This window comes from Fibrobacter sp. UWS1 (assembly GCF_002300445.1).
Classification (GTDB): Bacteria; Fibrobacterota; Fibrobacteria; order Fibrobacterales; family Fibrobacteraceae; genus Hallerella; species Hallerella intestinalis.
In genome coordinates, this window is record NZ_NSGW01000002.1 from 968,411 (window position 1) to 989,912 (window position 21,502).

At 51.3% G+C, this 21,502-nt stretch carries 16 protein-coding genes; 7 read left to right on the forward strand and 9 right to left on the reverse strand.

The window, feature by feature from the left end; genetic code table 11:
• Positions 1-125 precede the first annotated feature (125 nt).
• A complete protein-coding gene (locus tag BGX14_RS14465) occupies positions 126-1,286 on the reverse strand; it encodes a class I SAM-dependent RNA methyltransferase (protein ID WP_095880269.1) in 1,161 nt (386 codons plus the stop codon).
• 231 nt (positions 1,287-1,517) lie between these two features.
• Here BGX14_RS14465 and BGX14_RS14470 point away from each other — a divergent pair, with 231 nt between their 5' ends.
• The gene (locus tag BGX14_RS14470; RefSeq protein ID WP_158223348.1) at positions 1,518-2,156 is read left to right on the forward strand and encodes an outer membrane beta-barrel protein; all 639 of its coding nucleotides are present in this window, start codon (positions 1,518-1,520) and stop codon (positions 2,154-2,156) included.
• 35 nt (positions 2,157-2,191) lie between these two features.
• Positions 2,192-3,439, forward strand: coding sequence for an MgtC/SapB family protein (locus BGX14_RS14475; RefSeq protein ID WP_095880271.1), 1,248 nt, complete (start codon positions 2,192-2,194; stop codon positions 3,437-3,439).
• Between the two features lie 235 nt (positions 3,440-3,674).
• Here BGX14_RS14475 and aspS read toward each other — a convergent pair whose 3' ends face one another.
• Positions 3,675-5,468: an aspartate--tRNA ligase gene (gene aspS, locus BGX14_RS14480; protein WP_073304230.1), complete on the reverse strand. Its 1,794-nt coding sequence runs from the start codon at positions 5,466-5,468 to the stop codon at positions 3,675-3,677.
• A gap of 221 nt (positions 5,469-5,689) precedes the next feature.
• On the opposite strand from aspS, the gene BGX14_RS14485 reads away from it, so the two are divergent.
• From BGX14_RS14485 to BGX14_RS14500, 4 genes are all read left to right on the forward strand, one after another.
• Positions 5,690-6,211, forward strand: coding sequence for a cytochrome c3 family protein (locus BGX14_RS14485; protein ID WP_158223349.1), 522 nt, complete (start codon positions 5,690-5,692; stop codon positions 6,209-6,211).
• A 134-nt stretch (positions 6,212-6,345) separates the two neighbouring features.
• Complete coding sequence (locus BGX14_RS14490; RefSeq protein ID WP_158223350.1) at positions 6,346-7,089, forward strand: 4Fe-4S dicluster domain-containing protein; 744 nt, start codon at positions 6,346-6,348, stop codon at positions 7,087-7,089.
• Positions 7,086-8,729, forward strand: coding sequence for a DmsC/YnfH family molybdoenzyme membrane anchor subunit (locus BGX14_RS14495; RefSeq protein WP_095880274.1), 1,644 nt, complete (start codon positions 7,086-7,088; stop codon positions 8,727-8,729). The genes BGX14_RS14490 and BGX14_RS14495 overlap by 4 nt, the downstream gene beginning before the upstream one ends.
• Positions 8,726-9,187 carry a hypothetical protein gene (locus BGX14_RS14500; protein ID WP_095880275.1) on the forward strand — a complete coding sequence of 154 codons (462 nt, stop codon included), beginning with the start codon at positions 8,726-8,728 and terminating at the stop codon, positions 9,185-9,187. Before BGX14_RS14495 ends, BGX14_RS14500 begins: the two co-directional genes overlap by 4 nt.
• Before the next feature lie 286 nt (positions 9,188-9,473).
• Here the strand turns inward: BGX14_RS14500 and BGX14_RS14505 are convergent, their stop codons facing one another.
• From BGX14_RS14505 to BGX14_RS14535, 7 genes are all read right to left on the reverse strand, one after another.
• Complete coding sequence (locus BGX14_RS14505; protein WP_073304221.1) at positions 9,474-10,073, reverse strand: L-threonylcarbamoyladenylate synthase; 600 nt, start codon at positions 10,071-10,073, stop codon at positions 9,474-9,476.
• A gap of 55 nt (positions 10,074-10,128) precedes the next feature.
• Positions 10,129-10,524, reverse strand: a complete 396-nt coding sequence (locus BGX14_RS14510; protein WP_095880276.1) for a YraN family protein — start codon at positions 10,522-10,524, stop codon at positions 10,129-10,131.
• On the reverse strand, positions 10,524-12,008 hold the full coding sequence (locus BGX14_RS14515) for a serine/threonine-protein kinase (RefSeq protein WP_078776612.1): 1,485 nt from the start codon (positions 12,006-12,008) through the stop codon (positions 10,524-10,526). The genes BGX14_RS14510 and BGX14_RS14515 overlap by 1 nt, the downstream gene beginning before the upstream one ends.
• Positions 12,005-14,089, reverse strand: a complete 2,085-nt coding sequence (locus BGX14_RS14520; protein WP_095880277.1) for an ATP-binding cassette domain-containing protein — start codon at positions 14,087-14,089, stop codon at positions 12,005-12,007. Before BGX14_RS14520 ends, BGX14_RS14515 begins: the two co-directional genes overlap by 4 nt.
• Positions 14,090-14,092: 3 nt before the next feature.
• Positions 14,093-15,292, reverse strand: a complete 1,200-nt coding sequence (locus tag BGX14_RS14525; protein ID WP_095880278.1) for a pyridoxal phosphate-dependent aminotransferase — start codon at positions 15,290-15,292, stop codon at positions 14,093-14,095.
• A complete protein-coding gene (locus BGX14_RS14530; protein ID WP_158223351.1) occupies positions 15,289-17,679 on the reverse strand; it encodes an MMPL family transporter in 2,391 nt (796 codons plus the stop codon). The genes BGX14_RS14525 and BGX14_RS14530 overlap by 4 nt, the downstream gene beginning before the upstream one ends.
• Before the next feature lie 164 nt (positions 17,680-17,843).
• Complete coding sequence (locus BGX14_RS14535; protein ID WP_095880280.1) at positions 17,844-20,684, reverse strand: glycoside hydrolase family 2 protein; 2,841 nt, start codon at positions 20,682-20,684, stop codon at positions 17,844-17,846.
• A 651-nt stretch (positions 20,685-21,335) separates the two neighbouring features.
• On the opposite strand from BGX14_RS14535, the gene BGX14_RS15660 reads away from it, so the two are divergent.
• Positions 21,336-21,497, forward strand: coding sequence for a hypothetical protein (locus tag BGX14_RS15660; RefSeq protein WP_158222085.1), 162 nt, complete (start codon positions 21,336-21,338; stop codon positions 21,495-21,497).
• The last annotated feature ends 5 nt before the right edge of the window (positions 21,498-21,502 follow it).

A 21,502-nucleotide genomic window follows, 5' to 3' on the forward strand; every position in this document is an offset into this window, starting at 1 on the left:
ACGCCGAAGGCGATAACGCTAGGGAGCGACCCGCCGCAGGCGGGAAACGCCCCATCCAAATTCACGAAAATGCTTTTCTTTGGATGGGCGGTTTCGCACATTTGGGTTTGGTTGTGTGTAATTCTTTATTGGATGAGAACGTGAATTTCGATGCCACCGTGCAGTGTGCGGATTTTTCGTTGGAACGGAATTGCTAGCGCTTTTTCGGCTTCGGCGTTGGGGGCGATGACGGCAAAATGTGAAAGTGCAAAATCGGAGCGGATTTTTTTACCGATTTCCTTGTAGAGTTTGGGAACATCGGCGTGAATCCTTTTCCCGTATGGCGGGTTCAGCACCAGCAGGCAAGAGCTTTTGGGTTTGGGCAAAAGGAAAAAGTCGCTGTGGGAAATTTCCAATGCGTCGGGAGGAAGGGGTTTCAAAAAGGGAGCCGCTCCTTGGATTTTCAGATTGTATTCCAGCGTTTCAAAGGCTTTTGTGGAAATGTCCCCGGTAAAAATTTTCAGGTCGTCGGCGAGCTTTAATCCCGGCGTGTTGTTCGTGATGAAGTTCCAGGCCGCAGGTCTAAAGGATGGGGCGGATTGCAAGGCGAAGTTCCTGGTTTTCCAAAGATTCGCTCCCGCCAAAAGAAGGGCCGCTTCGCTTGAAAATGTACCGCTGCCGGCCATGGGGTCAAAGAGCTTCTGGGTTTGCAAAAGCCCCGACTCCAAAAGGATGGATGCGGCAAGGGTGTCGCGAATAGGCGCTTCTTCCACATGGCGTTCAAAGCCGCGTTTGTAAAGAGGAGTGCCTGCGAGATCCACGCTGCATTGGCAGAGGTCGTTTTCAAAATGGACGAACAGATTTTGCGCAAACGGCATTGCGCTTTCCTCTCCCGATTTTTCGAGGGCGTTCTCGACAAAGGGGCGCAAACGTTCGGCGATGGCATCCGAATGGTATAGTCGCGATTTTTTGCAGGTGACGCGGATTGTGGGAAGGGAATTTTGAGGAAAGTAGAGTTCCCAGGGAATGCTTTGCGATTTTTTTTCCAAGCGTCCAAAATTTTCGGCGGAAAATTTGGCGATGCGCATCAGGATTCGCGTACAAGTGCGGGAAAATGCGGAAAGCATCCAGGCGTCTTCGAGCTTTGCGGTAAAGTCCAGTGCCCCGAAGGAAATTTGGATGGGGGCAGAAAAGCCCAAATTTCGAAATTCCGCTTCGCACGTTTTTTCGAATCCGGGGTGGCAAATCGCCCGAAATTCGTGGGGTATCGCTGTAATATGCCGTTTGATGCGCTTCGAAAGATCCATTTGGAAAATTTAGCAAGATATTTCCTTTTGCCGGAAATGCTTGAAAGCGGCGGCGAGGTTCGTTATTGTGGCCATTCTCGTCCCAGCCGCTCTTCGATTAGTTCTACAAACGGCTGCTGCTCTTCGATAAACTCAGGGACCGCCGGTTAGTAAGCTTGTCGAACTAGTCGAAGCATTATCAAAGCTATTTTTAGAGGCGACCTATTGAAAGAAATGGAAAAGGAGGTTTTCATGAAAAATTTTCTAGTCGCTTTTTTGGCCATTTGTGCGATGGCATTTGCTGAACCCCGCGTGCACGATGGTTTCTTTCTGAATTTTAAAACGGGACTCGGATTTTTGAACGTGGAATCGGACGAGTCGGAGAGATTCTCGGTGGACTTGTCGTACATATTGGCTGAACATTTTACGATCAAAATCGGTGGCGCAATCAATCCGCACTTGGTGATTGCTGGCGTGTTTTCCGTTTCGGGAGCTTCGGGAGAAGTTACCTCAGACTATTATAATGAATTTTATGAGAGGAAAAGCGACGCGGTTGTCCTGAATTTCCTGCTGGGACCGGGCGTTGTTTTCTATCCGGCGCAGGGCGGCATTTGGGACAACTTTTTTGTCGGAGGGGCGTTTGGATTGGGCTCTTGCGGAGTTTTTTTGCTGGAGGATGAATTTTACAGGAACGATGGCTTTTACGGGGAGGCCGTTGCTGCGGGTTTTGGCCTGCAATTGGAAGTGGGCAAGGAATGGTGGGTGAGCGGCAACTGGTCTCTCGGATTTGATATCGCTTACACCTATGTTTTTGGCGAAGACGTCGATTTTAGCGATTTCAACTGGCACTCGCATGCATTTCAACTGCGGTTTAGCATTTCGCGGAGCTAGTACGCTTTTTAAGGGAAGAGTGTAGATTTCTGGATATGGAATTCAATTTGTTTTACAGGCTCGCTTGTGCGATAGCGATAGGTCTTATTATCGGGCTCCAGCGGGAAAATACTTATCAAAATGAAGCTTTTCATTCCGCCGGAATCCGTACGTTTGCCATTGCGGGAATCCTCGGGGCTTTGGGAGCGTTGATGTCCCAGCAAATGAATTCGGTCGTTCCCTTTGTCGCTTTGCTTCTAGTGCTCGGAATTCTTTTGGGCGCTATGCATATCGCCCTTTCTAAAGTGCTCACGGGGATTACGACCAGTGTCGCGCTTCTCGCAGTGTTTATGCTGGGGGGGCTTTGTTTTTACGGGCGCATTCTGGAAAGCGTCGCTGTCGCCGTTTGCGTGCTCGGGCTTTTGACGTTCAAAGATCCGCTGCATTCTTTTGCGCACCGGGTTTCCAAAGAAGATATTATCGCCACGCTCAAGTTCGCCTTGATTTCTGCGGTGATTCTTCCGATTCTTCCAGAAAAGAATTACGGTCCTGTTGGACTCGAAGTCATTTCCCCATATAAAGTGTGGCTGTTTGTCTGCTTTATTTCGGGCATTTCTTTTGTCGGCTATGTGCTTATCAAGTGGATTGGTCCTGGAAAGGGAATTGGACTGACGGGGCTTTTTGGCGGGCTTGCGTCGAGTACCGCTTTGACCTTGGGACTTGCTGGGCGAAGCAAGGAAAATGCCGAGTATTCTGCGTCGTTGTCGATGGGAATCATTATTTCTTGGTCGGTCATGTATTTGCGGGTTTATTTGATTTGCATCATCCTTGTGCCGCAACTGGCTTCGTCGTTGGCTTTGCCGCTTTTGATTCCGCCGATTCCCGGACTGATTTGCGCATACATTTTGCATCGTAAAAATAAAGCGAGTCATGCGGCGCAACATGAAAATTTTACAAACCCTTTTAATCTGCTGCCTTCCATTAAATTCGGATTTATTTTTGCCGTCGTGCTTTTTATTGCCAATGCGACTCAAAAATATTTTGGAAACGAAGCGCTTTTTCTTTCGAGTTTTGTGACGGGGCTTGCCGAAATGGATGCGATAACCCTTTCCATTTTGGATATGGCGAAGTCGGGATCGGTTTTGATAGCGACTGCGGGGAAGGCGATTGCGATTGCGGCTTTGGCGAATACTCTTTGCAAGGGGATTCTTGCCTGTGTGATTGGCGGGCGTTTGATGCGGCGCTTTATTTTGCCCGCGACATCGGTAATTGTGGCGGTGTCGCTTGTAGTCATTTTGCTCTAATTTGTTGTAAAACATTACAACGTTTTTTATGCCCGGCGATGGCGTTCGTCTGCGATTTCTTCTAAATTAGGGATAGGATGAAATTTTCCTAGACCACACACTCACTAAAAACAGCCTCTTCCGAATGGGAGAGGCTGTTTTCGTATTTCTTTTGCGGGATGGGAGACCGCTTCTGGCGCGTTGTTGCAAAAAAAGCTTCCCAAACGGGAAGCCTTTCGGAAAATCGAGAAAACCCTTAAGCTTTCTTTTGGTTGTCGAGCATATTGATGGAAACATGCAGGTCGTTCAGCTGGGCGACATCGACTTCGCTCGGGCACTGATCCATGGGGCTGGATGCGCTCGTGTTTTTGGGGAAGGCGATAAAGTCGCGAATGGATTCCTGCCCTTCCATGGTGGCGACGACGCGGTCAAGGCCAAAAGCCAAACCGCCGTGCGGAGGCGCGCCGAACTTGAACGCATCGACGAAGAATCCGAACTTGTCGCGGACTTGTTCTTCGGAAAGCCCCAAGAGGCGGAACACTTTTTCTTGCACTTTGGGATCGTGAATACGGATGGAGCCGCCGCCGATTTCGACGCCGTTCAGAACCAGGTCGTAGGCTTCGGCATTGCAGTCTTTCAGATTTCCGTCGAGCATCATTTGCAGATGTTCGGGCAGCGGGTTGGTGAAAGGATGGTGCATAGCCATGTAGCGGCCTTCGGTTTCGCTGTATTCAAACATGGGAAATTCCGTAATCCAGACGAACTCGCGCTTTTTCGGATCGCGGAGACCCTTGATGCGGGCGACTTCCAGTCGGAGCTGGCCCATAGCGGTTGCTGCGACTTTTTCGGGACCGGCGATGAAGAACATCATATCGCCTTCCTTGGCTTCAATCGCATCGCGCAAGGCGTTCAGCTGTTCCGTAGTGAAGAATTTTCCCACCTGGGTTTCTACCGTGTCGTTTTCCTTGACGCGCATCCACACGAGACCCTTGGCACCGTATTTGGCGACGTAGGCGGTCAAATCGTCGATTTGCTTGCGGGTGAAATCCACGCAGCCCTTTGCGGCGAGTCCACGAACCTTGCCCCCTGCAGCGACGGCATTTTTGAATACGCCGAAGTTCGACTGGATGGCGATTTCGGATACGTCGTGAATTTCCAAGTCAAAACGCAGGTCCGGTTTGTCGGAGCCGTATTTGAGCATCGCTTCGTGCCACTTCATGCGGCGAATGTGGCGGGGCGGTTCAAAATTCCAGACTTTGCCCAAAACGTCCGTGACGAATTGGTCGAACATGTCCATGACTTCGTCCTGATTGACAAAGGACATTTCCACGTCGATCTGCGTAAATTCCGGCTGGCGGTCGGCCCGGAGGTCTTCGTCCCGGAAGCACTTGGCAATCTGGAAATAGCGGTCAAAACCGGCGATCATCAAGAGCTGCTTGTATTGCTGCGGGCTTTGCGGAAGCGCGTAGAATTTTCCCGGGTTCACGCGGGACGGCACTAGGTAATCGCGGGCGCCTTCGGGAGTGGATTTGCAGAGGACTGGCGTTTCGATGTTTTCAAAGCCGTTGGCGTAAAAGAAGTCGTAAACCGCTTTGAGGAATCGGCTTTTGAGAAGCAGGTTCTTCTGGATCCAGGGACGTCTCAAATCCAAGTAGCGGTATTGCAGTCTAAAGTCGTCGTTTTCTTTGCTCTCTTCTTTGGCGTTGTTGATTTCGATGGGCGAGGTTTGCGCTTCGTTCAGGATTTCGAGCTTGTCCACTTTGACATCGACAGCGCCGGTCGCCAGTTTATCGTTTTCCATGCCTTCGGGACGGGCCTGGACTTCGCCGGTAATATAAATGACATATTCGTTCCGGATTTTGTCCGCAATCTTGTGAACTTCGGCGTTTCGTTCCGGGTTGAAAACAACCTGGGTCTTTCCGAATTTATCGCGGAGATCCACGAAAATGACGCCGCCGAGGTCGCGACGACGATCTACCCAGCCGGCAAGGGATACGGTTTTGCCGATGTCTTCTTTGCGGAGTTCGCCGCAGTTGTGAGTACGTTTCATAAGAGAACTTCCTTGATGGGAATATGAATCAGCGACTTCTAAACAAAGAAATTTTTAGAAGTTGCCTAGCGCGACAAATATAGTAATAGACGGACGGCGACAAGTTCGGATTTGGGGAGAAGGGGCGAAAATAGGAAGAAAGAAAATTGTAGATTTAGGGCGGATGCGGAATGCGGTCTTCGAATTTTCGGATAGCCGTGCTTTTGCTTCGAGCGAAATCGGTGAAAAACAAACGTTCATTGGCAATTCTTTTCATCGCGCTGGTGTTGAGCGGCGTAGGCCTTTTGATGTGGGATCTGCTTGCCTTTCCCGATTATTTTCACGCAAAATCCAACGTCCCCTTTCGTCATGAACAGCACGGGGAAAATATCGGCGTTGAATGCGGCAAATGCCACTTGGGAGCGCAAGGCGGCATTCGGGCGGGAATGCCTACGAAAGCGGATTGTATGGATTGCCATCATTTGCCGCTGACGGATTCCCCCGAAAATACGCGATTGGAAAAAGCGCTTGCCGAATCGCCGGATTGCCCGTTTGTTTTTGAAAGCCTCTTGCCGGCAAACGTCGTGTTTCCGCACGGGCTTCACGCCAAGGCGGGGGTGAGTTGCGAAACTTGCCATGGTTCGCTTCGCGAAATCGATGCGGGCAGGCGTCCCCGAATTCAAATGGGAGAGTGTCTGGCTTGTCATCGTGGCGAGCGCGGATTTCCCGAGTCTTCTACGGATTGCGCAAGGTGTCATCGATGAAAGTTTCCCGTGCCGTTTTTTTGAAAATGCTTTCGCTGGCTTTTGCTTTCGTATCGCTGGCGGGGTGCCGTCGAACGGCCAAAAATTTACCTTCAAATTTTCACCCAAAACAGAATAAGCCCTCTTTAAAACAGATGGAAAAGGAGATTGAAGCGGTTCGGAAAAAATTTCCGAAATCCGAAGAATGGGTGGAAATTTCGCGCCCGGGGAAGCACCCCCGGTTTCCGAATGCCGACGTGCGTTTGGGAATGGCAATCGATTTGGATCGTTGCGACGGTTGTGGCGAGTGCGCTTTGGCGTGTATGCGGGAAAATAATGTTCCCTGCGTGAATCCACAGGAAGCGGAAAAGGGACGTTATATGCACTGGCTGGAATTGCGCGGGAATGTTCCTGTGATGTGCGCGCATTGCGGCGACGCTCCCTGTGAAAAGGTCTGTCCGACGGGGGCTGCGGTGGCGAGTCCCGACGGATTTTCGGCGATGGTTTACCCGCGTTGTATCGGCACCCGGTTTTGCGGTGCGAACTGCCCGCTTCATATCAGAAAATTTAATTACATGAGTGCCGAAGAAAACGGGCTTGCGTACAAATTTAATCCCGAAGTGCCGATTCGTCCGCAAGGCGTTATGGAAAAATGTTCCCTTTGCATTCAGCGGATGCAGGACGCTCGGATTCGCGAGAAAACCCTGGGCGGCGAATGGTTGGGAAAAGGCGTTTCGACAGCTTGCGCCGAAGCTTGCCCTAAGCGGGCGATTGTGTTTGGAAATTGGCTGGATCCCGATTCGGATTTGGTCCGTTGCACGCAGGGACGGGGCGTATTTGCTCCCGCTTCTGTTGCTCGCTTTTTCCCAGCGGTTGTTTACTTGAGAGACAAGGTATGAATCGCTTTCTGCTTGTTTTCGGCACGATTTTGCTGATTCCCGGAATGGTGGCTTTGTATGGCGCACTTTCGCAGGGGCCTTCCAGTTGGGGGCTTTCGCAGACTTTTTTTTGGGGAACGCCGATAGCCAATTTTGTCTTTTGGATAGGGCTTGCGCATGCGGGGACTTTTCTTTCGGCGATTCTTTTGGTTCTCGGCGTTAAGTGGCAGCATCGCGTGGCGTTGATGGCGGAGCTTTCGACTTTGGTGGCTCTGCTTGTCGCGGTGATTTTCCCACTGATGCATTTGGGGCATCCTTTGCGGTTTTATGAGATGCTTCCTCAGTCCAATGCGCGAGCGTTTTGGGCGAATATCGAATCGCCTTTGGTTTGGGACTTTCTCTCGATTTTTGCTTATCTCGTTTCGTCGAGCGTTTTCCTTGCATTGCACTTGCTGAAAAAACGTTTTCCGCCGCTGCAAAAATTTTTACTTCCGATGGCGTGGGTGCTTTTCCCGTTGGTACTCTGGGTGCATACAATCGTTTCGTTGGATTTTGCGGTGACTTTCGTCCCTCATTGGCAGGGGGCTTATTTCCCGCTCTACTTTATTGTCGGCGCGCTTTATTCGGGGCTGGGTCTGGTGCTGGTTCTTGTGGAGTTTTCGGGAAAGCGGGTGCGCCATTTGGAAGATTTTCTCTTGTCCTTTTCTTGGGCGATGCTGGCGTTCTGGCTTTGGGAAGCCTTTTCAAAGGGAATCTGGCAGCCGGAACTTTTGTTCTTTGGGTTTTCGATCCCGCAATTGTTGTGGATTCCGCAATGGCGAGAACGGCGAGCTTTGCGAATTTTGATTTGTTTTTCTGTGCTGGGAATTTTGTGGTGGGAACGCATCGTTTTGGTACAGCGCGAACCGTTGGCGTGGACGTGGGTGGACTGGGGCTTGATCTCTTGGGGAGTGGGAATGTTCTGCGTTGTTTTTGCGTCTTTGCGGGTTTTGCTTCGCCGTTTTTTCCCAGAAAGTTTAACCGAAGTGTCAGAGCTTCCTCCAGAGGAAAAATCGAATTTTCCGAAAAAGGATTTTGCGGCATCTCTTGCTTTGGGTGTTATCGCGGCTGGAATTTTTGCTATTTGCTGGGTGAATGCCGCTCCCGATTTCCCCTGGCTGCGGATGGTGCCGGCGCTTTTCCCGATAGCGGCTGTGGTGGCTGTTTTTGGCCTCGCTTTGATGGCCGGAATTTCAGTTTTTGGGATTCGCCGGGTTATGCCCTTTGCTTTGGCATTCGGATTGTTCGCTCTTGCCACCGATTGCTTTGTCTATCGCGGTGCGCCGACTTCTTATGCGGAAGATTATTCCCTTGTGAAAGGGGAAAATGTCTTGCGTGTTCGTTCTAGCGGGGAAGTCGCGTTTCTTTGGAATGCGCGCTGTGCCGCATGCCACGCCAAGGACGGTAGCCTGAATCGCCGTTTTGTCCACGAATATTATCCGCTTCCGCAAGAACTTTCCCTTTCCCGTTTGGATTCCTTGGGCGAAGATTCTCTGGTGCAGGTAGTGCTTCATGGAAGAAATTATATGCAGCCCTTTGCCGGGCGTGTTTCGGAATCCGAGGCGCAGGCTTTGGTTCGTTATATCAAAGAATTGGCGAAAAAGAAAGAGGCCGTGAAATGAACTCTTTTTTGTATATGCTGGCAGCGATATTTGCCATGCTTCCCGCGCCGTTTCTTTTTAAAGGGAATGTTTCGCTGCCGTTGCGTTCGGCTTCGATCGCCATCGTTTTGCTTGCCGATGAAATTTTTGTGTGGCTGCTGACGTTGAAAGATTTTCCGCCCGGCGAGATTTTGCCATTTCGAATGCTGGCCCTGACTCTGTGCGTTGCGACTCTTTTTTTGGGAAAGCGGCGGCGCTTATTTGAATCCTTTGCGACGGGATTGTGGATTTGGCTGGAATTTTTTGGAATGCTTTCCCTTTCGTATCGGGGCGTTGAATTTCGTCTGGCTTCGCTGCTGATTCTCTTGTCCGCCTTTTTGCCGATTCATTTGCTACACCCTTACAAACGGGAAACCCGTTTTTTGCTGGCTGTCATTTGGACGGCGGCCTGGATTTTTTCATACTCGCCTTCTTTTTAGGAATTATATACGACGTTCCACAGAAACCGCCAATTGTCATCAGGGAAAATGGTATATTTCTAGGCGGGAAGTGGGAAGTGTTTCCCGTCGCCCCGAACCCCTTCTTCCACGTCATTGCGAACCCTTTAGGGTGAAGCAATCTGATGCATACGAAGATTGAAATTACTCAGTATCGTATATCGTTGCTAACGCCCCCTGCAACGACGGAATTCGCTCCGCTCCGAACTCCCAACTCCGAACTCCTAATTTCCTCACCAGAGCAAGTTTTAGAAGAGGCCTTCAAAAATTAGGGTTCCGGCAAAAGTTCGCCGCGGATGACCTCGACGGTATTGCCGACAAGGCTGATGATATTTGTCGGGTGGATGTCGATATTTCCGCAGTCGATCATCAAATCGATTTTATGCTCGAAAAGTTTCCAGAGGTCTTCGGGATCGGTGAAAATTTCATCGTCCGAAAGTTTGGCTGCGGTGCTGAGAATCGGCTTGTCGTAAAGGCGAAAGAGTTCTTTGAAAAAAGGATGTTCCGGCATGCGGAATCCGACTTCCGGACGTTTGACGTCGAGCTTTCGGGCGATGGACGGATCCGCGGGAAGAATGAACGTGTAGGGGCCCGGAACACGGTGCTTCATAATCTGAAAGGCGAAATTGCTGACATGGGCGTATTCCGATGCGCGACGAATATCGGGGAGAATAATTGCCATGACAAATTTTTTCATCGGCTTTTTCAGCTGGTACAAGCGGTGGATAGCCCGTGTGGATTCTGCGGAGCAGCCGATGGCGTAGCCCGATTCCGTGGGATAGAGAACCAGACCGTCTTTGTCAAAAATTTCTGCGGCCTGCTTTACAAAGCGGCTCTGCGGATTGATGGGATGAACTTCTAATCGCATGGCGAAAATGTATAAAAATCGTACAAATGCCGAGTCGGCGGATAAACTTTCGGGGCTAGCATTCCGGAATGACGCGGCAGGCGACGAAGGCGTCGGTGTAATATCTTATTTCGGCCTTTCCTTCGCTTCTGTCCATGCAGATGACGTCAAAACGGGATTTTTGGTTTTGCCCGCCGTGATGGTGCAAAAAATGGGCTGCGGTTTTCCAGATGCGGAATTGCTTTTGGGGAGTTATCCGGCTTGCCGGGGATCCTTTGTCCGCCGTCCAAACGGATTTCACTTCCACAAAGAGAATGGTCCCTTGGGAATCTTTGGCGACAATGTCCAATTCGCCGTTGAGATAGCGGTAATTCTTGGCCAAAATGGTGCAGCCTTTACGCTGGAGAAAAGCCATCGCGTGGAGTTCGGCGAATCGTCCTTTTTTCTTGTTGTCGTGTTTGGCGGAAAACATTATTGCGCAAGCAGCCCGAGAATGCGAATTTCGGAAATAGCGAGATCCTTGGAGGGGTCGCTGATGAATGCGTCGTCCAAGAATATTTGAATCTCCGTGGTTTCCATCGTTTTGATTTGCGGGTATTGGACTCCCTTGATGTCTTCCAGAAAGATGGTTTGCCGGAAGCCTTCTTTGGTTTGCAGGGAAAGGGTTTTCGGTTTGTTGAAAATGCGGAAGCGGTCGCCAAATTGGTCATCGATGGATTTTTGGAATCCGGAAGCGAAGCCGATTTGCGTGACGATGGTCGGCGCGTCGAAATCCAGAATCATAATGGGAGCGCGCGTGTTCGATGGCATGGGGAGCAGCCAGGCGGTTTTCAAATCTTTGTCCAAAAGATTCGATGTCTTGTAAGAGCCGCCTTCGATATTTTTTTCTTCGTAAGCGGCGCGAATATCGATGCTGTGAATTTCTTGCAGGGTGTTGGGCGGTTTGTAACTGAGCAGGAGCGCCAGAATCAGCAAAATTAAAAGGGGGAAGAGGGCGAAGATGAAAACCAGAATTCGTTTGTTTGTAAGCCGGCGAACGTTGTCCGTGACTTTGTTTGTTATGAGCGGCCTGTTTTTTATCAGGTTGCGAATGCTCATCGTGTCGTGGCCGTGGTGCTGTTCTCCCGGGTGCAGCGGAGCAAAGACGATGTCGAGCGCGTCCAAAAATTCCTGCATGTTTTTGAATCGGTCGGAAACGCTTTTCTTTAAGCACTTGAGAATCAGCTTGGAAAGTCCCTTGGGCATATCCGGGCGAAAATTTTCGGGATTGGGCGGTTCTTCCTGGACGTGCTTCATCGCGATTTCGATGGGTTTTGTGCCGGTGAACGGCAGCCGCCCGCAGACCATTTCAAAAAGGATGACGCCCAGACTGTAAATGTCGGATCCGATGGTCACTTCGTCGCCGTGGCATTGTTCCGGAGACATGTATTCCGGAGTTCCCATGGTCATTCCTGTCAGGGTCAGGCGCTCGGCGGACTGGATATGCGAAATGCCGAAATCCATCAGGTAAACGCGGTTGTCGTGCGTAATCATGATGTTGGACGGCTTGACGTCTCGATGGACAATTCCCTTGCTGTGCGCGTAAAGCAGCCCGCGTGCGACTTGCTTCGCAATGATTTCAATTGCATCGAAATTCAAGCGGCGTCGATGTTCCAGCACTTCGGAAAGGGTGCTTCCCCGGACGAAAGTCATGGAGATGAAAAGCTGGTTTCCCTGTTGCCCAAAATCAAAGACCTGAACCAGATTCTGGTGGTCGAGTTCCTTCATCGCTTGGGCTTCCATGTAGAATCGCTCGGTGGATTCCTTGTCCGACGAGGCGTCGAGAACTTTTAAGGCGACTTCCCGATTCAGGTTTTTTTGCATGGCTTTATAGACATAGCCCATGCCGCCCTTTCCAAGGACGCCTAGAAGTTCGTAGTTCTCGTTGAAAGGTCTGGGAAATTTTTCTACAGTCATTTTGCTTTCTTCATGGTTTCTAACGCAAGGATGGATACAATATAAATTAAGAATGCGATAGTGGTGGGGACGATAAGGTCGATAACATCCGGAGTTTGGCCGGTAAAGATGCTTTGCATCGCGGACTGGTCATAGCTCGTCCAAATCGCTTGGGAAAGGTATTGCGCCACGACGCTGGTCTGGTCTTTGGGAACAAGCGCTCCGGAAAGGGCGATTTGCGGGAGGATGATTAAAGGCAGGAAGGCGTTCGCCTGTCCGGGATTTTTGGCGAAAGAGCTGAGCAGAAGGCCTGCCGACGCTGCGGGAAGCACTGTGGCGGCTAAAGCGGCGAAGAGCCACAGGCTGGGGGCGACGCCGATATTTTGACCGAGAAAGGCAAAGGTGATGGCGGTTTCCATCAGGGCGAAAAACGAAGTGAACAGAAGTTTGGATGCGAGAACGGAAAAGGGGGAAGTGCCTTTTCGGAATTCTTCGAGGAGCAGCGCTTTTTCCTGAACGATTTCCCGGACGGAAAGCGACAGGGCGAACCAGTTGGCGCAAAGAATCAGGGCGAATGCGGCAACCCACAGCGAAGAATTGTCGGAAAAAATCAAGGCGAGCAGAATACCGATAAGAATCGGTTGCAGGACGAGCGAAAGGGTTTTGCCCAAGTCCCGGAACCATTCCAAAAATGAAATTTTCCAGAAATAGAAAAAAGAATTTTTGCGGGGAATCCTCGGAAAAAAAGAACGCGGAAATACTTCGGGAAGCTGGGTGGCAGTTTCTCGCCCGGAATCTTGCCAGCTGCTGTTTGTTTTATCGGAAAGGGTTTCGAGGATTCCTTCTGGAGTTTCCGTGTTGAAGTAGCGGAACGCATCCTGGGGTGTGCCGTAAAATCCCATTTTCCCTTGATGAATCAGAAGGATTTTGTCGGAAATATGCAGGGCTTCGTAACTGTGCGTCGTCAGGACAATCGTGTGCCCTTTGGCCGCCAGATCCTTGAAATGGTTGCAGAGATACCGGGCGTTCAGGGGATCCAGACCGGAAAGCGGTTCGTCCAGAAGGATGATGCCGGGCGAATGCATCAGTTGTGCCGCCAAAGCGACCCGCTTTTTTTCGCCGCCCGAAAGAACGGCGATCCGGCCGTTTTCCAAAGGGGAGATGTGCAGCAGCTTCAAAAGCTTGCGCGCACGCTTTTCGGTTTCTTCTGGCGAATAGTCTTTGGGTAGGAATATGCGGGCCGAAAGACGGAGCGTTTCCATGACGGTCAGCGATTTTCGCAAAAGCGGTTCCTGCGGCAGGTAGGCGATTTCCCTGCGGACATCGGTCTGTTCGTAATCCAATCCGTCAAGAACGATAGTGCCCGAGGACTTTTTGATTTTTCCGGTGAGCAGTTCGAGCAAGGTGCTTTTCCCTTGACCGCTCAATCCGACTACCGAAAGAATTTGCCCTGCGGGAAGGTTGAACTGGATATCTTGCAGAATCTGTTTTTGAGAAAGGATAACGGAAACACCGTGGACGGTTAAAGAAAATCCGGAATCTTTTTGATGCAGGTAGAGTTTTTTGTCCCGAAATTCGAGCAGGCACCAAGGGAGTTTCAGCGTCTCGTTGTTTTCAAGAAGCTGGGTGCGCCGAAAGCGTTCGTGGACGAATGTCAGTTTTAAACGGTCCTGGCAAAGTTCGGCTTTGGCGAGGAAGCGTGGACAGGCGGGGTGAAGAATTGTTCCGGGCAGTTCGTCGTTTTCCCCGCGTCCGAGGATTATCGGCGAATTTTCGGAAAGCGGAATGGTGGGAACGTCTTCGATACATCTGACGTGCGAAAGGTAGAGTTCGTCCTGCTTCAGGGAAAAACGCAGCTGTTGCAGACCCAGGATAAAAACGTCGCCATCTTCGATGATTTTTTCTGCAATCTCTTTCCCGTCGTGAATGGTGCCCGAAGTTTGACTCAGATTGGTGAAAATCCAATGCCCTTCGGAGTATTCGATTTTGGCGTGATGCCTGGAAACGGAAGCGTCTTTCAGTGCGAAGTCCACGCCTTTGCCCCGCCCGATGAGGAAGGGCGCCGCGGGAGAAATTTTTCGGACAAAAAACGTGGAGGGCATGGATTAGCGGAGCGCGCGGGCCCCTTTTTCAAAACGATCCGCTGCGGAAGAGAGTTCCTGTTGAGAAGCCGCGTAGGAAAAGCGTACATAGCCGTCTCGCCCGAAAGCGCTGCCCGGCACAATGGCGAGTCCGACGGATTCGAGCAGGTAGGTGCAGAACTCGACGGAATTCGTCAAAGTTTTCCCGTCCAGAGTCGTTTTTCCCAACAGTCCGCTGATATTTGCGAACAGGTAGAACGCCCCTTGAGGAATGCGGACGCGAACTCCCGGAATCTGTGAAATTTTACCGTAGAGAAAATCCCTTCTCCGCTTGAACTCGTCCCGCATCCGCTGTACAAAATGCAGCGGCATCTGCAAGGCTTCTTCGGCGGCGTATTGGGCGATGTTCGATGGATGGTGGGTCGTCTGCCCTTGCGCTTTGGCGATCAGGGCGGCGATTTGGGGGGGCGCGGCGACGTAGCCGATTCTCCAGCCGGTCATGCAATGGGATTTGGAAAGCCCGTTTATCACAAGAGTGCGTTCGGCCATTCCCGGAAAGGCGGCGAGGCTTTTGAACTGGAAATTGTCGCTGTAAGAAAAGTGTTCGTAGATTTCGTCGGAGACCGCGTAAAGATCGTTCTGGACGATGACTTCTGCGATTTCGGCAAGATTCTTTTCGGCGTAGAGCGTGCCCGTAGGATTGGTCGGGTTGTTCAGGATGAGCGCTTTTGTCCGAGGGGTAATGGCTTCTTGGAATGCCCGCGCCGTCATTTGAAAATCGTCTTCCTCTTGGGTATGGATGATGACGGGAGTGCCGCCTAAAAGCTTCACCAGTTCCGGGTAGGTCACCCAGTAGGGCTCTGGAATGATGACCTCGTCGCCGGGATTGACGATGGCGAGCAGGGAATTGAACACGGCGTGCTTCGCCCCGCTGGTGAGAACGATTTGTTCAGGAGCGTATTCGATGCCATTTTGCTCTCGCAGTTTTTGGGCGACGGCTTTTCGGACGCTTAAAATCCCTTGGGGGGCCGAGTAGCGGGTCTTTCGTTCGTCGATAGCGGCCTTGGCTTTGGAACAGATTTCTTCGGGAGTGTCCCAGTCGGGTTCGCCTGCTCCCAGGGATATGATGTCCTTGCCTTCCGCTTTTAATTTTTTGGCGAGGGAATCGACGGCGACGGTGAGCGAAGGCGCGATGTTTTGAATGCGTAGAGACGGATTTTTCATGGAAGGTTTCTCCTGCGGATTCGACGCCTGTCCAGAGCGCCGGCAAGAAGAGGGAAAACAAAAAGGTGGGAAAGAATCAGGCAGATGCCGCCGAGGATGGAAATCACGCCGATTTTGTGGATTCCCGGATGCGAAGAGACGAATAGCCCGAAAAGGACGATGATGGTTAAAAATTCCGCAAAGAAGCAAGTCGCGCCGGTTGTCCGCAGAACGTAGTAGATGCTGCCCGTGGAATGTTCAAAATACGAGTTCCAAAGCTGGATGGATCCGTCCAGGCTCATGCCAATCAGAATGGGGAAGGCGAGCGCGCTATAGGCGGAAATGGGAATTTCCAGCAAGCGTAAAAGGCCGAGCAGCCAGAAAAAAGCGATGACGGGCGAAATGACGGTAAAGAGCGAAAAGGAAATTTTTTTGTAGAAGAGGAAGGTTAGCAGGAATACGCCGGCGATGCCGATCAGAATGGTCTTGTGGAAATGGGGGAGAGTCCGGTTCAGCAAATCAGCCCGGATGAGGGCTGTCCCAGTCATGGGATAGGGGAAGGGAGCGAGTTCTTTGGCAAGACGGCGGCAGGCAAGTCCGTCGTTAGCGTTGAAATTCGGGAAGATGAAAGCGTATTCCGTGCGGTTCTTGTCGTTTTCCCCGAATACGCGGCGCACGTTCTGCGGCAAATCCTGGTAGAGAATGGGGGAAATTTGCCAGTGGCGTTCCAGCTGGGTGATCTTTTGGGAGTCCGCAGGGCTCAAGCGCCGGAGCATATCAAAATCGATTTCGTCCCGAATTTCATTCAAGAGCGAGATTTTTTCCTGCTGGTTCGACGGAATCAAATTCTGGAAAATGGCGACCGCCCGAATTCCCGTCGCGGGATTGCTTTCCTGTTCCCGGCGGATTTTGTTGTAAAAGGAACGGGCTTCTGCGGCATTGGGAAGAATGGCGACAATCGGCTCGTAATGCAGGTAATTGGTTTGCTTTAGTAGAGAGTCGGCGGTGGCGGTGTTCGGGTTGTAGGTAATGTGCGAAAAGTCGTAGTCGAATTTCGGGTAGATTCCTCGGCAGGGCAGGATCAGGGAGAGGAGGATGACGGGTAGCAGCGCTTTTTTGAATCCGATAAAGGGGCGTTCTTTAAAACCGCGCATTCGGCTGTGGAATTTTCCAAAAACAAGGAAGGGGCGGTAGCGCCGGGTCCGTTCAATCAGGGCGGGAAACACCAGACTCGAGAGCGACCAGTTGAGAATGGAACCGATAGCTCCGAGAATGCCCAGTTCCTGCATTCCGGCCAAAGGCACAAAGGAAAGCCCGAGGAAAGCGGCGGCAAACGAAAAAGTCGATACGGCGATGGTCGGCCCGATTCCCAAAAGTGCGCTTTCCAGGCTCAGCTCGTATCCCAGACCGTTCCGCTGTTCTTCGGCAAAGCGCGTCATCAAGTGGACGATTTCCCGGCAGGAAATGCCCGGCAGTATCACGGCGAGAATCAAGGAATACAAGTTGATGCGTCCAAAGAGCAGCCAGGCGGCGGCCAATGTCCATACAAAAACCAGGGCGATGGGGATCACCGAAAGAATGAAAAGCGCTGGCTGCCGTGCAAAGCGGAACAGGAAAAAGAAAGCGAGGATCAGGGCGAGAAGAATCCCGGTGAATCGAGCTTCCGGCAGAATTTTCCAGCCTTCGTGCGCCGTCTTATAGACATTTCCCGTCATGTAGAGCTTTGCGTGGTCGCTTTCGGGCAGGCTTTCAAAGGCTCCTTCGACAATATGGGTGAGCTTTCGCGATGCCGAAAGATCGGAAACCCGTTCTTTGGGAAATACGCACACAATTCGGATGGTGCCGTCGGCATTGGAATAGACGTTTCGCCATTTTGACAAATAATCGTTCTGGGATTGCAAAAGGGAAAGGGAGTCGGTGATTTCCCTGGCTATCGAATCGCGAAGGTTCTTTTGGGCGCTGTCGCTTTCCAGAAGATTGACGAAAAGCGGATTCTTTTCGTGTTTGTATTGCGTCTGCAATGTGGAAATGCGATCTCGGATTTTGCGCAAATCCGACGTGTGCGCATAGAGCAATTTGTTCTTTTCAAAAAATTCGCTTTCGGGTTCGTATTCGATAAAATTGACAAACCGGTTGTCTTGAAGCTCTTGAACAAGCCCATGGACCAGGCGGTTGTTCAGGGCGCTGTCCGGGGAGGTGATGATAGCGACCAGAGAGCCGAAGCCGCCGAAATTCTGTTCGACAATCGCATTGGCCTGTTTGACTTCCGAGGAATTCGGAAGCATGTCAATCATGCGCAATTCCCACTTCAAATTCCGAATGGGATAGATGGAAAGAACGGTTATCGCCAAAGTCACCGCAAGGACCGCTTTCGGGTGTTTCAGCGCGCTGCGCAAAATTCTCTGCAAAAGGGAAAACATCTAGGGAGAATTTAAAAAACTTGAAGAGCGAACTTTTGGATTTTTGCGGAGAAGTGGGCTTTGGAAAGCCGGAATGATTTGATTTTGCATTGTCGGCGGGAACAAAAAACGCCATGGATTTTTCCACGGCGTCATTCTGAATCGAATCGCGATTATCGGACGAGCATCTGGACCAGCTTTGTAAATACCCGGTCGGCAAGGGGATTGGTCTCCAGGCCTTCGAACAGGTTGAGCTGATTGAATACGATGCGCCCCTTTCCAAAAGGAATAATTTGCAAATCGACACCTGTTTTCAATTCGCCGTCGGCAATCGAAACCGAGCGAGCGAGGACTTTGGCGTCCGGCAATTCCGTCAGAGAAATGCTCGGAATGACCGACGAGGCGAGATCGTCCAAAATCTGGTGGCCGGCAAATTCCGAAAGCAGTTCGGAGTTATTGACGAGATAATGTACGGAAATTCCGTTCGCACCTGTTGTAAAGTGGGAATCGATCGTCTGCGAAAAGTGGTGGCTGGAATTGAACGTCTCAATATCTTCCGGGTTCAAATCCGAAAGGAAGAGCGTTTTGCCGCCCTCGCGGGTAAGCTCCACGATTTTGTTCAAAACGTCGTCGTTCCAGGAACTCAGACTCGCCGTGAAAATGATTTTTTCCGGTCCGGCAAGAGCAGCCTTTGCGTCCGCAGAAGTTTCTCCGCAGTTGTCGAGGAAGCAGACTTGAGACATAGCGCTCTGTACGTCGGCATCTTCGAGAACAAGCATGTTTTCCGTGGTCTCGCTGATGGTTTCCCCGCGGGAAAGGAGAGTCAGTTTCAGCTGGTAAGTTCCCGGTTTTTTCGGGGCGACCGTCGTGAAAGTTCCGAGCGGGGTCAAGCTCGTCTGGCCTTTCGCTTTCTGCTTGTTGCTGGAAACTTTTTTGCCGTCCGCATCGACAATCGCAATTTCAATTTCGACATCTTCGAGACGGGCGTGGTTCAGCAAGGCGAGCTGGAACGAAATTTCGGTCTGAGGAGCGCTGACCGGTTCAAAACCCGTCACGAGGAGCCGTGTGGGAACGGTGAGCGCTTGGGCAAAGGCTTCCAGATTTTTGGAACCGCGATTTTCGTCGACGAGGCCGCTGAAATCCGTGCCGAAGTCCGCCCACTGATCCAACATAAATCCGGAAACGAGCGGGTTGCTCTGGAGGGCGGCTATCTGCGTGAGCTTGCTCTGCGTCGCGAGCCTTTTGGCATCGGCGTTGAACGCGCTGAAGTCCTTCCAGATGGAGAGATTCTTGTCGGCGACAAAGGTTTCGACCTGCTTGAAGAGCTGCCGAATGGCCTTGCTGTTTTTTAGGCTTCGTGGGCCTTTGATATCGGTCGGCTTTGCCGGAAGAATCGAGTGGTTCTTGAATGTCACCAGAATCTTGCCGTTCGTGTCGTTTACAAAATTTGCGTATTCATCCTGGAATTGCGAATTGCCCAAGGTAGTGTCCGGAATGGAAATCTCGCTTTCGTCGTCAATCGCACTCTTGTCGCAATAGTGGGCGAGAAAGTCCGTCAGGGCGGCGTTCGGACTCATGCGCAAGTGCATCCGGTGCGAAGAATACAGCAAAATTTTTTCGTTGGTGACGCCCATCAGTTTGCCGGTATCTTTGCGGAATTCCTCTTCGTTTGAAAGGAATACGCAGTTCAGGTTGCTGATGATGGGGCGGCACTTGTCGTAATTGTCCACGGCGTTCAAAAGCTTGTTTCCGTTTTCCAAAACCAGGGGGCCGTTTTCGGAACCGAGAATCCAAGCGACAATGCAGGGGTGGTGCTTCTGTTCTGACACGAGTTCGGCGATGAGGCGATAGGCCTCGTCGAGACCGCGGGGGGTGGAACGCATCGTGTGAATGGGAAATTCCTGAAAAACCAATAGCCCCAGTTGATCGCAAATGTCCAGAGCTTCGTTGCTGAGCGGTGCTCCGTTGGAACGGATGGCGTTGAATCCCGCTTTTTGAATGGCTTCAAGATCCTTGAAAAGCTTTGCCGGGTCCGCATTCCAGAGTCCGCCTTCGCTCCAGTGCTGGGAATAGCTGACTCCCTGAATCTTGATAATGGAGTCGTTGAGGTAGAAGTCGCCCTTGATGCAGTCGAATTTGCGGAAGGCGAAAGTCTTGACAACGGAGAAGGAATGCTCGACTTCGCCCTTGTTTTTTCCTTTGGCTTCCAGCTGGAGTTCCAGGGTGAACAGCTTTGGAGAGGAGAGACCCCAAATATCTTTGTTCTTTTTCAAGTTGTTGATTTTGAGGGCGAATCGGCTGGAGGCGTTTTCCTTTTCCAGTTTCAGCTCTTTGATCTGTTCGCAGACTTCGCCGCGGGGATTGCGCATCAGGATGCGGAGCCGTGTGGAAAATCCGCGGGGATTGTTAAAGGAAACATCGACGGTTACGCGTTCTTCGTCGAGGTCCGGTTCCAGTTGGACGTTGGAAATAAAGGCCGCTCCGCCGAGAATCAGGTCCACGTTCCCGTAGATGCCTCCGAACGGATATTCCGTCCAAGGAAGTCCGACGGGCATTTCCGAGGGCCGAACGAAGCGGTCGTCGGCGCCTTCCTTGCTTTCTCTGCCCAAGTCGATGCGGCTGTTGGCGGAACCCATGTTGGCGACGCGAACGCAAAGAACGTTGTCTTCTCCGATCTTTATCGCTTTGGAAAGGTCGAGGAGGCAAGAGGTGTAGGCGCCGAAATGGGAACCGAGGTATTTGCCGTTGAGCCAGAATACGGCGTGCATGGAAATGCGTTCAAAACGGAGGAATACCCGCTTGGCGGTCTGCTTGGCGTCCAGAGTGAAATGCTTGAAATAGTAGGCGGCGTCCTGCGTCAAGGACATCTTGCTGAAATATTTTTCCCAAATGCACGGCACCTGGATTGTTTGCGTGCCTGCCGGATAGGTCGCATACCAGCGATTGATGATGCCCGAATCTTCCGTGTCGAATAAGACATCCCATTCGCCGTTCAAGCTGATAATGGAGTTCATTCGCGAACTTTGTGCGTTTTTTTGTTGTTCCAAATTAGGGCGTTTAGAGGAGGTAGTCATTCGCATTCCTTGTGTATTCCAACGGATTTTTGGGCAAAAAATAGAAAAATTTCAGGAAGAATTTTGCGGCTGGGGAAAATTGGCGGTCAGTAGTCTGGTAAAGTGGTTAGAGAGTGGTGCCTTGGGAGTTGGAAGTTGGATGTTGGGAGCATAGGAGGTGCGGCATTCTGCCGCTTTGATGAAATCGCAAATCGGCTGGCGGTCGTTTCACAATGACGAGCTGCCCGCAAGGATTGCTTTGCCATTGTGTTTGGGCCTTTTTCCGGTTGCCCAAACGCTCGCTGACAATTTTTGGGCGTTTTTCCATTCGCCCACGCGCTCGCTGGGGATTTTTCGTCATTGCGAACCCCGGAGGGGTTATACGACACTTGTCAATTTATTGACTTAGTGGAGTTATCCTCTATGTGGATATACGACACTTGGTAACTTTGTTACCTTAGTGGAGTTATACTCGAAGTGTAGAAGCAATCTTTTTCCGCAGCCCCGGTGGCGCGTCTTAGTTCGTGAGCATGTTGAAATGACCGAAGCATTTACCAAGGCGATTTTTAGAGGAGGCCTTGACTCCTTTTTCGCATTTCCCAAAGGATAGTTTTGAATGTCGCGTTAGGGATGTGGAGGGCGGCGAAGCCGGTTCCCGGAACGGGAACGGAGCCGCGCAAGACGGCGAACCCCGGAGCAAGCCCGACCGCCGCGAAGCGGCGGGAACGCCCTTCCTTCAAGAACGATTTTTCTGCTTTTGCGATTCGGGCTTGAAACGG